At 60.3% G+C, this 13689-nt stretch carries 9 protein-coding genes; 6 read left to right on the top strand and 3 right to left on the bottom strand.

The genetic code is table 11. From position 1 onward, the window contains the following. Positions 1–42: 42 nt before the first annotated feature. The gene (locus tag ACMA5I_RS08955) at positions 43–2274 is read left to right on the top strand and encodes a YjbH domain-containing protein (RefSeq protein ID WP_525885917.1); all 2232 of its coding nucleotides are present in this window, start codon (positions 43–45) and stop codon (positions 2272–2274) included. Next, the gene (locus ACMA5I_RS08950; protein WP_525885916.1) at positions 2271–2951 is read left to right on the top strand and encodes a YjbF family lipoprotein; all 681 of its coding nucleotides are present in this window, start codon (positions 2271–2273) and stop codon (positions 2949–2951) included. The genes ACMA5I_RS08955 and ACMA5I_RS08950 overlap by 4 nt, the downstream gene beginning before the upstream one ends. Here the strand turns inward: ACMA5I_RS08950 and lysE are convergent. Both lysE and ACMA5I_RS08940 read right to left on the bottom strand, forming a co-directional pair. Next, complete coding sequence (gene lysE, locus ACMA5I_RS08945; RefSeq protein ID WP_525885915.1) at positions 2941–3552, bottom strand: L-lysine exporter; 612 nt, start codon at positions 3550–3552, stop codon at positions 2941–2943. The two genes, ACMA5I_RS08950 and lysE, sit on opposite strands and share 11 nt — an antisense overlap. 67 nt (positions 3553–3619) lie before the next feature. Further along, positions 3620–4870, bottom strand: coding sequence for a right-handed parallel beta-helix repeat-containing protein (locus ACMA5I_RS08940; RefSeq protein WP_525885914.1), 1251 nt, complete (start codon positions 4868–4870; stop codon positions 3620–3622). 246 nt (positions 4871–5116) lie between these two features. Here ACMA5I_RS08940 and ACMA5I_RS08935 point away from each other — a divergent pair, with 246 nt between their 5' ends. The 4 genes from ACMA5I_RS08935 to ACMA5I_RS08920 all read left to right on the top strand — a co-directional run bounded on the left by ACMA5I_RS08935 (position 5117) and on the right by ACMA5I_RS08920 (position 12612). Beyond that, positions 5117–6850, top strand: a complete 1734-nt coding sequence (locus ACMA5I_RS08935) for an adenylate/guanylate cyclase domain-containing protein (RefSeq protein ID WP_525885913.1) — start codon at positions 5117–5119, stop codon at positions 6848–6850. 298 nt (positions 6851–7148) lie between these two features. Continuing rightward, a complete protein-coding gene (locus ACMA5I_RS08930) occupies positions 7149–11120 on the top strand; it encodes a cytochrome P450 (protein WP_525885912.1) in 3972 nt (1323 codons plus the stop codon). Positions 11121–11131: 11 nt separating this feature from the next. Beyond that, positions 11132–11818, top strand: coding sequence for a Crp/Fnr family transcriptional regulator (locus ACMA5I_RS08925; protein ID WP_525885911.1), 687 nt, complete (start codon positions 11132–11134; stop codon positions 11816–11818). Positions 11819–12288: 470 nt separating this feature from the next. Beyond that, a complete protein-coding gene (locus ACMA5I_RS08920) occupies positions 12289–12612 on the top strand; it encodes an antifreeze protein (RefSeq protein WP_525885910.1) in 324 nt (107 codons plus the stop codon). Between the two features lie 21 nt (positions 12613–12633). Here the strand turns inward: ACMA5I_RS08920 and ACMA5I_RS08915 are convergent, their stop codons facing one another. After that, positions 12634–13521, bottom strand: a complete 888-nt coding sequence (locus ACMA5I_RS08915) for a glycosyltransferase family 2 protein (RefSeq protein WP_525885909.1) — start codon at positions 13519–13521, stop codon at positions 12634–12636. Between the last annotated feature and the right edge of the window lie 168 nt (positions 13522–13689).

Below are 13689 nucleotides of genomic sequence, written 5' to 3'. Positions count from 1 at the left end.
TCTATAGCGTCCTAGAAAATCACGCTGTTTTCCGGAGACCCCATGCGCACGCGTTCCCGTCTTCTTCTCTGTAGTTTTCTTGTGAGCGGGGCGGTTGCCGTCCCCGGATTCACGCAGTCGATCACCGACCCGGCAAGCCCGGTTTTGAGGCCGAGCTATAACCTTTATGGCGGCACTGGTTTGATCGACATGCCGTCGGCGGATATGCAGCCCGATTGGGAAACCAGCTTCACCTATTCGCAATTCGGAAACACGACCCGCCGCGCGCTCACCTTCCAGGCGCTGCCGCGGATTGAGGCGACGCTGCGCTATTCGACCATCGATGAATATTGGTTCCGCGACGGCGAGTTGGACGATTACTCCGACCGTAGTTTCGATCTAAAAATTCTGCTTCTGGAGGAAGGGCGCTGGCGTCCCTCTGTTGCTCTCGGCCTGCGCGACTTCATCGGGACCGGCCTGAAATCGGGCGAATATATCGCGGCGTCGAAAGCGATTACGCCGGATATTCGCGTGACCGGCGGGATCGGCTGGGGCTCCTTTGCGGGCGAAGGCGGGTTCGATAACCCCTTCGGCAAGATTGCGGACAAGATGTATGACCGCCCCGGCTATGACGAGGACAGCGAAGGCGGTGAGCTGAACGCAGAAAACTGGTTCCGCGGCGAGAAAGCGGCCTTTTTCGGCGGGATCGAATGGCGCACCCCGATTGAGCATGTGACCGCCAAGGTCGAGTATTCGCCGGATTCTTATGAGGGCGAGCAGCGTTATGACGGTTTCGAGCGCGAATCCGACTGGAACTACGGCATCGAATATGCGCCGTCGCCGATGTTCAAGGCAGGGCTTTACTACATGTATGGCTCCGAAGTCGGCTTTGCGCTGAGCTTCAAGGGTAACCCGAAAAAAGCGCCCGCGCCGCAGGATATGGAGCATGGGCCGCTGCCGGTTCAGGCCCGTGCCGCTGGTGCGGATTACTCGACGGCTTGGGCCGCCAACCCGCAGGTGACGCCGGAGCTGGTGGAGATCTGGAACGAGGCGCTTTCGCCGCAGGGCATTCGTCTGCGCGCCGCCCGCGTGACCGGCACGACTGCCGAGGTCGAGATCGTCAATGCGCGGATCGTCCGCACGCCGAAAGCGGTTGGCCGGGTCGCCCGGATCATGGCCCGCTCGCTGCCCGCCTCGGTTGAGAATTTCCGCGTGACGCTGCTGTCGGACGATGATGAGATCCCGGTCTCCACGGTCAACATCGCGCGCTCCGATTTCGAGAGCCAGATCGACCGTCCGCGCGCGGGTGCTGCAAGCTGGCAGACCACGCAGATCACGGACGCCACCCGCTTGACCGGCGATGATGTGTGGCGGCGCGACACGACCCCGGATTTCGACTGGTCTATTCGCCCCGAAATCCCGCTGAACGTGTTCGATACGGATGAGCCGTTCAACCTCGGCCTCAACCTGATCGCCCGCGGTGAATACAAGTTGGCACCGGGCCTTTCGGTGAGCGGTAAGGTCACGCAGCAGATCATCGAGAGCAACACGTCCGAGCCGGATATTTCGGACAGCCCGCTCAAGCATGTGCGTTCCGACAGCCGCGCCTATTATGATATCGACACGCCAATCCTGACCAACCTGACCGCCGATTATGTGTTCAAGCTGGCACCGTCGGTCTATGGCCGGATTTCTGGCGGCTATTTCGAGCGTGCCTTTGCGGGCGTCGGCGGCGAGGTGCTTTGGAAGCCCGCGCAAAGCCGGATCGGTATCGGCGCGGAAGCTTTCTATGTGCGCGCCCGCGATTACGAAAACCAGTTCTCGCTTCTCGATCCCGAAGGCGTCGAAGATTATTGGGGCGGCAATGTCGATGGCGACGCCGACATCTTCCCAACCGATGGCATCGCAACCGGGTTCGTCTCCGTCTATTGGGACACCGGCTGGAATGATTTTGAAGTCCAGCTCGATGTCGGCCGCTATCTCGCGGAAGATTTCGGCGCGACCCTGTCGGTTAGCCGCGTTTACGCCAATGGCTGGGAAGTTGGGGCTTGGGTGACCAAGACCGATGTGTCGTCGGAAGACTTCGGCGAGGGCAGCTTCGACAAAGGTATCATCCTGTCGATCCCGTTCGGCTGGACCGTGCCGCGGGAGACCAAGTTCGACACAAGCGCCTCGATCCGTCAGCTTGCAAGGGACGGCGGCGCCAAGCTGCAGCAGAACAAGCGCCTTTACCCGATGGTCAAAGAGTATGACGAGGGCCATCTCGAAGATAACTGGGGGAGCTTCTGGCAATGATGAAACCGGCTTTGACTTTCGCCGCGATTGCGGGGCTCGCGGGCTGTGCGCAAATCGCGGAATCGCTGCCTGACTCGGTTCTGGAACGTGCGGCTGAGATGGCTGGCGTTCCGGTGGGAACGGAGTCCTCCGGCGGCGGGCAACTGACCCGCGCGCAGATCACGGAAGCCGATGTGGCGGCTGTTCGGATCGGGTTCGGGTCGCCGACGACGGTGCTTTTCGCGCAGGCCGCACATGAGAATTACGTGACGTATTCCGCGCCATCGCTTCAGCAAGTGACGATGCAGGGCAGCCGTGTGACGGGCACGCGCAATCTCGGTTACGATCTGATCTGGGCAGACAGCACGGCAGGCGATCCGCTCGACACCGCGCGCCCACTCTCCAGCTGGCCGGACCGCATTGGCCGTCAGTATTCGATCAGCGGCGCGGGCGTCGATGGCGACATCTACGACTTCGTTTGCAGCTTCCAGCAGACGGGTCAGGCCGGGCAGATCGAGATCATCGAGCGCATTCATAACGTCGTTGAGATCAAGGAAACCTGTCTTGGCGAACGTCTGTCCTTCGAGAACACCCATTGGGCGGACCCGGCGACGGGCTTTGTCTGGAAATCCCGCCAATGGGTCGGCCCGCAAATGGCACCTCTCGAAGTCGAGATCGTCGAGCCGCTTACAGAATAACCGGCAAGAGCAATTTCAGCGCGATCGCCCACATGACAAGTGCAACACAAGCGTCGAGCACTTGCCATGCGCGGCGGCGCGCGAAGAGCGGTGCGAGCAGGCGTGCGCCGTAACCCAAGCTGAAAAAGAAGACGAAAGACGCGGTCATCGCACCGATAGCGAACCAGATCCGGTCCTCGCCAAAGGGCGCAGCGAGCGAGCCGAGCAGGACCACCGTGTCGAGATAGACATGCGGGTTGAGCCATGTGAGCGCGAGGCAGGTCAGCAGCGCCTTCATGAGCGGCTGCGGCGGCGTGTCGGCGGGGTTCAGGGCTTCGGATCCGGCGAGGGCCGAACGGGCCGCGCGAAAGCCGTAAACGATGAGAAACGCCGCGCCGCCATAGCGCATGACCGGCTCCAGCCAGGGCATCCGGTCCATCAGCGCGCCAAACCCGCCAACGCCCGCCGCAATCAGGATCGCATCGGACAGTGCGCAGGTCAGGACAACCCAAAAAACATGCTCGCGCCGCAGTCCCTGCCGCAGCACAAAAGCGTTCTGCGCGCCGATGGCAAGGATCAGGGAAAAGCCGAGCGAAAACCCGGAGATAAGCGCGTTGAACATGGGGGCGTCCTTTCGTGAACGCCACCATGCTGCGTTGGTTCGGGGAGTTAAAGTGGAATTTTAACGATCAGTTGGCGAAGGCCCCGCGTTGGCTGAGCGGCGTGACATTGCCCTGATAGCTTCGCGTCGATTCCTTGATGCCGCTGGCATTGTCACGCAAGCGATAGTCACGGCCAGCGGGGTCGCGGAACAGGCGCTGCGGCGAGGTGATTTCGGCATTGTTTTCGAAGCGGCCGCCTGGGACATTACCCTCTTGGATAAAGCGATGCGCGATATTGTTGTAGACGCGAACATTCTCTGACAGGCGCCCATCTTTATGTGGGTTCACACGGATCCAGGGGCGGTTGAGTGGGGCGTTTTCAGGATTGGTGACGGTGTTATTGTAAATTTGTGCGTTCCGACCGCCATAAAGTGCGATCCCATGATAGCTGGAGACTGAAATGACGTTGTTGCGAATAGTGACATTCTCGAAAATGCCATCAAACATCCCAATTCCTTGGAGCGTACATTTAAGCGCGCTTTCTGGGCTATTGTCCCATTCGAAAAAGGTGTTTCCCTCAATAGTCAGATTTGTGAGGAGTCCTTTATTTTTGCCTCTCTTGGGGGTCCAGCTCTGCAGACCATCGTCGTGATTGCCGCTGACTTTGACGCAGTTGTGGACATAGTTGCTCCGGGCGACCCCATTGCTTCCAATCAAACGAATGCCATCACCGGAGAATCCCTCAATATCGTTTCCTTCGACGAGGCTGTTTGCACCTTCGGCTGTGATGCCGTAGCTGAACCCAAGAACTTTGGTGCCTGTCACAGCGCTGTTCGGTGAACGCATCAAGACACCGCGAATCTGGCGGTTGGACCAATCCTGCTTCGTCCACTGGCGGTAATTCGCGGCATCCGGAGAGATACGCATATCGAGATTCTCGAACCGGATACGGTCAGAAGCCAGATCTGAGTGGACCGCATTGTGATTTTTCTCGGCAACTTCGCCAGCGCCGAGCGCCTCTACGGTGAGGTTGCGAAAGGTCAAGCCATCGCTTCTTCGCAGATCGATTCCCTTGATGATCGCAGTTTTCCCTTCCGCAGAACGGATCACTAGGGGAGTGCTAAAACTCTTCTTCCGCATGAAGATCTTTCCATACCGCCCCGGGGCGAGCAGGATCTCATCACCGCCTTGCGCCTGAGCGATAGCATCGCCAACCGAACCAAAGGGCGCACTCGCGCTACCATTTCCACCCTGCGCGCCGCTCGACACGTAGATCTGCCGCGCATGGCCTAGGGAGGCCGTTAAGCAAAGAGTGAGAATAGTTACGAGAATGCGCATCGGGGCCTCCGGGCCAATCAGAAAGTGAAGCCTTTAAAGAAGCTGACCCGCCAGCGGTCAACCCACGCTTCCGTTAGAGACGGGTTATAGTTTATCCGAACGCATTTGGTTAAAAGTTCGTTAATTTTACCTAGAGCACTATGTTTCTTCACGAAATCCGCTAAACTCGTTCACATTAGCGAGAGGATGCTGTGGGGGCTCACCTCAATGTTGAACGGGACTGGAACACCGCAGTTTCGCCGCCGTATGGCCACGATCGTGTCTCTCGATGTCGCTGGCTATACCCGGCATATGCACCAGGATGAAGACGCAGCGCTGGCCCGCTTCAAGGCGCGGACGGCGCTGGCGATAGCGCTGTGCGAAAAGGCAGGCGGGCGCGTCTTTGGCTTTGCGGGCGACAGTTTCATGATTGAATTTGCCAATAGCGTGGATGCGATGCGGTGTGCGGTGACGCTTCAGGAGGCCGTGGCGGATGCGAATACCGCGGAAACCGCGCTGGATCCGATGTGTTTTCGTGCCGGTCTCAATGCCGGGCTGGTTATCGCGGAGGGCGAGGCGCTTTATGGCGATGCGGTGAACATTGCGGCGCGCATCGCAGCGCAGGCGCAGCCGGGCGGGATTGCCCTCTCCGAAGCGGTTTGGCTTCAGGTCAGCGATAAATTCGACATGTCTTTCATTGATCGCGGCCGCGTTCCCCTTAAGAATTTACCAGGGGAGACGCGCCTCTTTGGATATGGAGAGGGGGCGCTGAAGATTGATATGCAATTTCAAAAGAGTGCGAAGGTGGAGCGAGGCCCGACGGTGGCGGTCTTGCGGTTCCGGAACACTCATGCGGGCGAAGACCCGGACTACATAAATGAGGCGCTGGCGGATGATCTGATCGCCTCGCTCTCGCGTCATCGCTGGCTGGGGGTGATTTCGCGCCAGTCGAGCTTTCAATATGACATTCGCGAGCTGACCTCGCCCAATATCGCCAGCGCGCTTGGCACGCGCTATCTGGTCAGCGGCAGTCTGGAGCGGATCGGCGATGATCTGCGAATCTCGGTGACGCTGGAAGATGCGCCGAACGCGCGGGTGATCTGGCAGGACGATATCCGGATCGACCCGTCGCAACTCATCACCGTCCATGATCGCATCGGCGCGGAAATCGCGGCGCGGCTCACGGGTGAGTTGGGCGTTCATGAGCAAAGTCAGGCGATCACGGGGCAGATCGACGATCTGGAGACATGGCAACTCGTCCACCGGGGCAACTGGCATCTGGCGCGGCGCAGTCAGGATGACAACGGCAAGGCGCGGGACTGCTATGAGCAGGCGTTGGCGCGAGATCCGAACCAGCCGGATGCGCTCTTTGCCTTGGCGTGGTGGTATTTCTGGCAAGCCTGGCTCGGCCATGGCGGGGCGGATGCGGGGCATTACATCTCCAAAGTGAAGGAGCTCTGCAGCCGCGCGATGCTTATGGATTCGCTGGATGCGCGCGGCCACGCCTATCTCGGTGCCGTTGAGGTGATGGCGCGGCGGCCAGAGCGGGCGCGCGGCTATTTTTCCGAAGCGCTGCGTCTCAACCCTTCCTTTGCCTTCGCCCATTCGGGTATGGGCAGCGCGCTGCTGCTCTCCGGCGATCCGGTGGGCGCGCAGGAGCCGCTGACCCGGTTTTCGGTGCTGAGTCCGGCTGATCCGTATGCCTTCCATAACTATGGAGAATTGGCTGCGGCGCATTACTTCTCCGGCGACCATCAGGGGACGATTCTCGCCTCCAGCCGCTCGCTCATGCTGGCGCCGGGCTACTGGTATGCGCGCATTCTGCGGATCGCGGCGACGGTGGCTTGGGAGCGTGGCGACATGGCGATGCAGGCCGCGCGCGAAGATCTCGACGAACTTTATCGCCTCGATTCAGACTTTTCCTTCGAGCGAATCCGCCATGTGCCCTTCGGCGACCCGCAATGGGCTGAAGAAATTATTAAGAACTTGAATAAACTGTGAAGTAGTTCACAGTTCGCCCCTCCGATTCCCGGCTAAATCTGCGTATGTGCAGAGGAGCTGTGAGGGAATGTTCGGTGAGCTTCTATCGACGAAATATTCTGGTCGGGGGGAAGAGCTTGGACATCGGGTGTCGTCCAGGACCGAGGCCCCGCCGTTTCACTTAACGCACCTACGGGGCCGTGGCGTATTCTCGCCGCTGGCTCCGTTGTTTTACTGGGTGCCCCGTGTACAAAAGCGAACCCTCGCTGGGGGATTGCGCCGGATCAAACCGGTTCTCCAAATCGGAGGGCTGGCGATAGTGTCCAAGGCTCAGGATGTCCGCGACGTGCTGGAACGCAGCGACGTATTTGCGGAGCCTTATGGCGCGGATATGATGTTTCTGACGGGCGGCGAGCCCTTCATTCTCGGTATGCAGGGTGGTGAGGCATATCGGAAGCAGAAATCACGCATCATGTCCGCCTTCGAGCCATCGAAATTGCGCGCCGAGGTCGCGCGTTCCGCAGGGCTTTACGCTGACGAGATTGTTCAGCGGGCCATGCCGGGTTTCGATGTGGTGGAGGACCTGATCCGGCGCGTGCCCCAACGGGTGATGCGCGATGTCTTTGGGCTTGAGATCGCCGATGAGCAGCGCTTCGCGGATTGGAGCATCGCCGGAAGTGCGGTGCTCTTCGCCGATTTTCGCGGCAAGGACGAATTTTATCAGCAGGGTTTGACCGGGGCGGAGCGCATCAAGGACGTGATCGACCGCTCTGTCGATGCGATCCGCCATGGCACGCTGCGGCTGACCGAGGGGTTCGACCCGCGCGCAACCGTTCTGGCGCGGCTGATGGAGATGGAGGCGGCGGGCGAGATCACCCGCGCCGAGATCCACGCGATGATGATCGGGATGATTGTCGGCTATGGTCCGACGAATATCCTCGCCGACGGGAATGTGCTGGAGACGCTGCTCCGACATGATGAGATGCGGCGGATTGTGGTGGCGGCGGTTCGCGACGAGGATGACGAACGGCTGGAGGGCGCGCTCTTGGAGGCGCTGCGCTTCGATCCGATCCGCCTTGGTCCGCACCGGATCGCCCTGCGGGATTACGTGATCGCCGCGGGCACCTCTCGGGAGGCGACGATCAAGGAAGGTACCGTCGTCTTTGCCTCCACATTGGGTGCGATGTTTGATCCCGAGAACGTCACCGCGCCCATGATGTTTGACCCTGATCGCACCCCGTCCAACAGCATGGTGTTCGGCCATGGCCTCCATTGGTGCATCGGCGCGCCGATTGCCCGCGCGACGACCGTAGCGATTTTCAAGGCGCTGTTCAGCCGAACCAATCTGCGGCGGGTGCCGGGATGCGCGGGCCGGATGCGGCGCGATGGCCCCTACCCTGCCCATATGCCAGTCACCTTCGATTTGCGCGAGGAGGTGTATGGCGAGAGCGGGCAAAGTCTCGTCACCGTCGCCCTGCCCGTCCCGCGCGACGATGAGGCTGCCGTGCGTGAAGCCCTTGATCTCATTGGCAACCCGATGCGCGCCGATTTTCGGAAGGTCTTTGATGATCTCGGCGAAGTCCATTTCGTCTCGGCCACGCTCACGCGGGACGGCCAGATTCCCTATGACACACCCGCGCATCTTGTGATCGAGATGTCCGGTGACGGGGTGCAGCGCGATGTGATCGCGAGTTTCGCCCGCGCCGCACCGGAACCGCTCCGCGCGACGATCCAGAAGATCGCAGATGGCGAGATGGAGACGGCGCTGAACAAACATGCCCTCAACGTCTCGCCCGCCCCCGGCGGCGCGCTTGGGCTGACCTTTTGCGGAACGCCGGGCCATTCGGTCGGGCGCATCAAGGCGGAGGCGGCGCTTGAGGAGCGTCTGCGCCACCATGTGACCGAGGCACCGGGCGAGATTCAGGACGCCGGCCCGCTACCGCTGCTCGACCATGTGCGCAAGGAAATGAAGAAGGAAACCACCTTCGGCTGGGCCTTCCGCCCCGTCGAAAACGCGCTCGCGGCACCGATCCGCGGCTTTGCAGGTATCTTCCGGCACCCGGTGACGATCCTTGTCCTGCTCGCCCTCGCCTATATCGGTATCCGCATCAACCTGCCGCTGTTCGACCCGGTCACGCGCGAGCAGCTTATGTCGCTGCATCTCGCGAGCTGGCTGCGGGTCGGCGCGTCGATGACGATGTTTCTCGTGGGCACGGCGCTCATTCTCGCGACCATCATCGCGGCCGTGCTGTTCTTCCTGAGGCGCCGGGAGCGGAGCGATCCCGAGGATGCCAGCTTTGCCAGCATGTCGAAAATGCAGGCAGTGACAGCGCTGGAGGATTTCGGCGCGCAGAACCATCTCGCGGCGGTCTCGATCCTCAAGCCAAGCCGCCTGCGCCGCGTTCTGCTGCGGGCGGTGTTTTTCGTGATCGGCGTCGTCGCGACCTTCCGCTCGCCGCCGGGCACCTTGAGCGGCATCCCGACCATCCATTTCGCCCGCTGGGTCGTCCTACCAAAGACCGATCAACTGCTGTTTTTCTCCAATTACGGAGGCAGTTGGGAGAGCTATCTGGAGGATTTTATCACCAAGGCCAGCGCGGGCCTCACGGGCGTTTGGTCGAATACCATCGGCTTTCCGCGCGCCCGCAATCTGTTCCAAGACGGCGCAACGAGCGGGACGCGGTTCAAACGCTGGGCCCGCCGCCAGCAGATCCCGACGCGGATGTGGTATTCGGCCTATCCGGACCTGACGACCTCCGATATTCGCAAAAACGCAGCGATCCGCGACGGATTTGCAAAGGCCGACAACGCGCAGGACGCCTCTTATTGGCTCTGCCAGTTCGGCTCGCTCGCCAAGCCCGAAGAGAGTCTGGAAATCGAGGATATTCAGGGACTTCTCTTCGGCCCGATGGGCAAGCTGCACCTGGGCCGCCTGCTCGCGCTGACCCTGCCCGAGAAGAACGATCCGCGTCTCCTCGAATTTCTCGTCAGCCGCACCCATTTCGGCGACCGGCTCGCCGAAGCGCCGATCCTGCAACTGGCGTTCTCATGGCGCGGCTTGCTCAAGATGAACCTCGGCAACAACCCGGAGGGCGATCACGGCTACGGCTTCTCCCACGCCTTCCGCGAAGGCATGGCGAGCGCCACCCGCCAGCGGATTCTGGGCGACCGCGACGGCAGCGCGCCGGATGCGTGGCATTGGGGGCAGGAGGGCGATGTGGATCTGGTGGTCATGATCTACGCCGCCGAAGAGGCCGAGCGCGACGCGCTTTACGACGAGGTGTTGGAGACCGCCGAGCGTCATGGCTGCACCCGCGTCTCGGATGTGTTCATGAACTTGAGCAAGACCAAGCCTCATGTCGAACCCTTTGGATTCGCGGATGGAATTTCGCAGCCCGTAATCCGCGGGACGCCGCGCAGCTTCCGCAATCCGCATCCCGATCATGTCATCAGCGCGGGCGAAGTGCTGTGCGGCTATCCCGATGATCGCGGCATCACCTCGCCCTCGCCCGCCGTGCTGCGCAACTCGGACCCGCAGATGATCCTCCCGCAATATCCCGGCGAAGAGTTCGGCTATCTCTCGGATTTCGGCCGCAACGGCGCTTACCTCGTGATCCGCGAGCTTTGGCAGCACGCCGACGCCTTCCACGGCTATTGCAAGACGCAGGCGGCGCGGCTCAACGCCAAACATGCGCGGCGCGATATCACGCAGGATTGGGTGGCCGCCAAGATCGTCGGGCGCTGGCAGAATGGCAGCTCGCTCCTGCGCCACCCCTACAAGCCGGGCGATGAGCGCGACAACGACTTCCGTTTCGGCAACGAGGACCCGCAGGGTCTCCGCTGCCCGCTCGGAGCACATATCCGCCGCGCCAACCCGCGCGACTCGCTGGGGGTGGACCGCGACGCGCAAGTTGGCCTCTCGAACCGCCACCGCATCCTGCGCGTCGGCCGCAACTATCAGCGCGGCGAGGAGGAAGGTCTCATGTTCATGTGCCTCAACGCCGATCTGGAGCGGCAATTCGAGTTCATCCAACAGACTTGGATGAACAATTCCGGCTTCCACGGCGTGAAAAACGAGCATGACCCGCTCGTTGCCAACAACAGCGCCGAGAACCAGTATGTGATCCCGACGCGGCAGGGCGGCATGGTGCTGAACGGCTTCAAACCCTTTGTGACCACGCGGGGCGGCGGCTATTTCTTCATGCCGGGCCGCCGCGCCCTGCTCTATCTCAAATCCCGCCTCTTCGCCGACGCCTGGCAGGTCGACGATCAGCGCTCGAAACTTCTTTAGGGGGCGATTTTATGGCAAACTATGGGATGGTTGTGTCGAAAGAACATCTGACCGCGCTGACCGATGATCCGCTGGTCATCAACCTCTTCGCGGGTCAAACGCCGCGCCGTTACGCGGCTCACCACGTGCTGTTTCGCATGGAAGAGCGCGCGGAATACGTGTTTTTGCTGATTTCCGGGCAGGTCGAGATTTCCTATCTCTCGCCGAACGGTCAGCGGATGATCGCGAATTTCGTTCCACCGGGCGGACTGATTGGCGAGATTGCGGTGCTTGATGGCGGGCGGCGCACGGCGACGGCGATTTGCACCACGGAATGCGAGCTGATGGTCCTCTCCCGCCGCGCGGTGATCGCGGCGCTGGAGCAGGACGGTCTCTTGGCCACAGCGATGATCCAGCGCCTCTGCGCGCGCCTGCGGGAGATGCACCAGTCCATGGCGGGGCACACCATGCTCAACCTGCGCGCGCGCCTCGCAACTCGTTTGATCCAGCTCTCCGAGCAAACCGAGGATCGCGAGGGCTGGGTGCGGATCTCGCAAAGCGGTCTGGCGGAGTACACCAGCGCGACGCGGGAATCGGTCAACAAGATCATGGGCGAATACCGTCAGGAGGGCTTTATCGAGACCCGCCGGGGCGCCTATCGGGTGCGCAATGAAGCGGGGTTGCGGGATATGGCCGAGGACGCGCTGCACGCCTATTAACGCCGCCGGTTTCCGGAAACAGAAAAAGCGCCCGGCAATAAAACCGGGCGCTTTCCCTTTACTCGTTACTCTGGCTTCGCCACCAAAGGTCACGTCGCCGTTTAGGCAGAGTATTGCCCCCTCATTAATCAACTCGATGCCGCAACATGCGGCGAACTCGATACGCTCCAGACCAACGACACGACGCGAAGTCGCGTCGTTGATTTGACCCTCACCCAAGCCACGAAAGCTGCGGGTTTGTTGACCCTCACCAAACGGTCGAGTTCATAATAGATTTTTCCTTAGAATTGTAAATATCGTCGTCAAATTATAAAAAATCCATGTAACAATATGAAAATAAACATTTAAATGCATAGGCAAGTTTTTGCTGACGGTTTTGTGATTGTGGCTGCGGCGTTTGGTTCGACAAGAATCATGGTGACTTTTCCGCAAAGAGGCGCCAAATCGGTTTCGAGTGGAATGGGGGCTCTATGAAACGCAATGATTATCCGAATCCGGTCGAACTTTGGTGGCTGGGCTATGAGCTGAGTCTGCTCAGCGCCGAGGCCAGCGCGGTCGTCTCGATGCGCGTGATGGGCATGGCGGGCCTCTGGGGGCAGAGCCGCAATGAAGAAACGCGCATGGTGATGGAAAAGCCCGCCGCCTTCGCCGAATCCGGCATGGCGATGTGGAGCGCCGCCGTCTCCGGCAAGCGGAGCGACGAGGTGCTGAAAGCGGGGATCAAACCGCTGCGGAAAGTGGCCGGCCGCAACGCAAGACGGCTCGGGCGCAAGGGACCGCGGTTTCCGGGGTAGTGGCGCTTTGAGTCGAAGGCGTCAGAGCTTGACGATCTGAGGTTTGTAAACGAGTCCGCGCGCCCAGCCTTTGATAATCTGCCAACGCAGTTTCCAAGGGACCTTGCCTTGGCTCATCTCGGTCAGGATGCGACGGAGCATGACGGCGACGCCGTACGCGCCTTGCTCGCGACGGCGATAATGCGTCTCGTTTCGCACGCCGTAGCGAAATTTCCAGATGTTTTTGTCGTTGATAAGCGCGTAGTTGACGCCTTTATTCTCGGGGGTGTCATGCGTCACGACACTCTCCTGGACGAAGATGCCCGGATAGGTTTTCGCGACGCGCTGTGTAAATTCCGCATCGTCATACCAGATGAAATAGTCGCGGATCGGCAGGCCGTGCTGGTCGATCGAGCGGCGCGGAACGAGGACGGAGACGAATGAGCAACTTCCCACGAGAAACCACGGCGTTTCCGGGCTGTAGAACCGCGGCCAGTCCCATACCGTCGAGGGTGTGTTCATTTCACAAAGGGAGCCGTCAATCCAGTTCACGCGGGAGCACGCGAAGGATGGCTTCCAGACGAACTTTTCCTCGAAGGTTTCGATGGCGGAAACCAGTTTATCAAGCGCATCAGGTTCCGGATAAGCGTCGTCATCCATAATCCACTGATAATCCGCACCCGCTTTGTGAGCTAGTTTCATGCCCTCGTGAAAGCCGCCGGCGCCTCCGACATTTTGCGGCAACCGCTGATATTTCACACGCGGATCATCCTTGCTTTCGACAATCTCACGCGTGTCGTCCGTTGAGGCGTTGTCGATCACATAGATAATGTCTGGACCGCCCTGTTGCGCAATCACGGTATCGAGCACTTTGGACAGTTTTTCCGAGCGATTGAATGTCACAATCACTGCGGCGACGGTTCCAGCCATTCTTGCTTCCTCAATTTATTCTGCAGAATTTACACACACATGCTTTTTACCATGCGGCCTGTCAACCTGAACCGCTGGAATTGGGTTTGAAAGTATTTTATTCATGCGATATCCAGCAGCGAGTAAAGATTACCGATATTTTAACGGCCGCGCGACGTGCCCGTGACC

Source organism: Jujubicoccus corallicola, from assembly GCF_047345645.1.
Taxonomy (GTDB): domain Bacteria; phylum Pseudomonadota; class Alphaproteobacteria; order Rhodobacterales; family Rhodobacteraceae; genus JBLEFH01.
This window is presented reverse-complemented; position numbering and strand designations above follow the sequence as displayed.

What these genes read in the sequence shown, in the direction of transcription:
- ACMA5I_RS08955 (WP_525885917.1), top strand. Translation starts at nt 43, where the DNA reads ATGCGCACGCGTTCCCGTCTTCTTCTCTGTAGTTTTCTTGTGAGCGGG.
- ACMA5I_RS08950 (WP_525885916.1), top strand. Translation starts at nt 2,271, where the DNA reads ATGATGAAACCGGCTTTGACTTTCGCCGCGATTGCGGGGCTCGCGGGC.
- lysE (WP_525885915.1), bottom strand. Translation starts at nt 3,552, where the DNA reads ATGTTCAACGCGCTTATCTCCGGGTTTTCGCTCGGCTTTTCCCTGATC.
- ACMA5I_RS08940 (WP_525885914.1), bottom strand. Translation starts at nt 4,870, where the DNA reads ATGCGCATTCTCGTAACTATTCTCACTCTTTGCTTAACGGCCTCCCTA.
- ACMA5I_RS08935 (WP_525885913.1), top strand. Translation starts at nt 5,117, where the DNA reads ATGGCCACGATCGTGTCTCTCGATGTCGCTGGCTATACCCGGCATATG.
- ACMA5I_RS08925 (WP_525885911.1), top strand. Translation starts at nt 11,132, where the DNA reads ATGGCAAACTATGGGATGGTTGTGTCGAAAGAACATCTGACCGCGCTG.
- ACMA5I_RS08920 (WP_525885910.1), top strand. Translation starts at nt 12,289, where the DNA reads ATGAAACGCAATGATTATCCGAATCCGGTCGAACTTTGGTGGCTGGGC.
- ACMA5I_RS08915 (WP_525885909.1), bottom strand. Translation starts at nt 13,521, where the DNA reads ATGGCTGGAACCGTCGCCGCAGTGATTGTGACATTCAATCGCTCGGAA.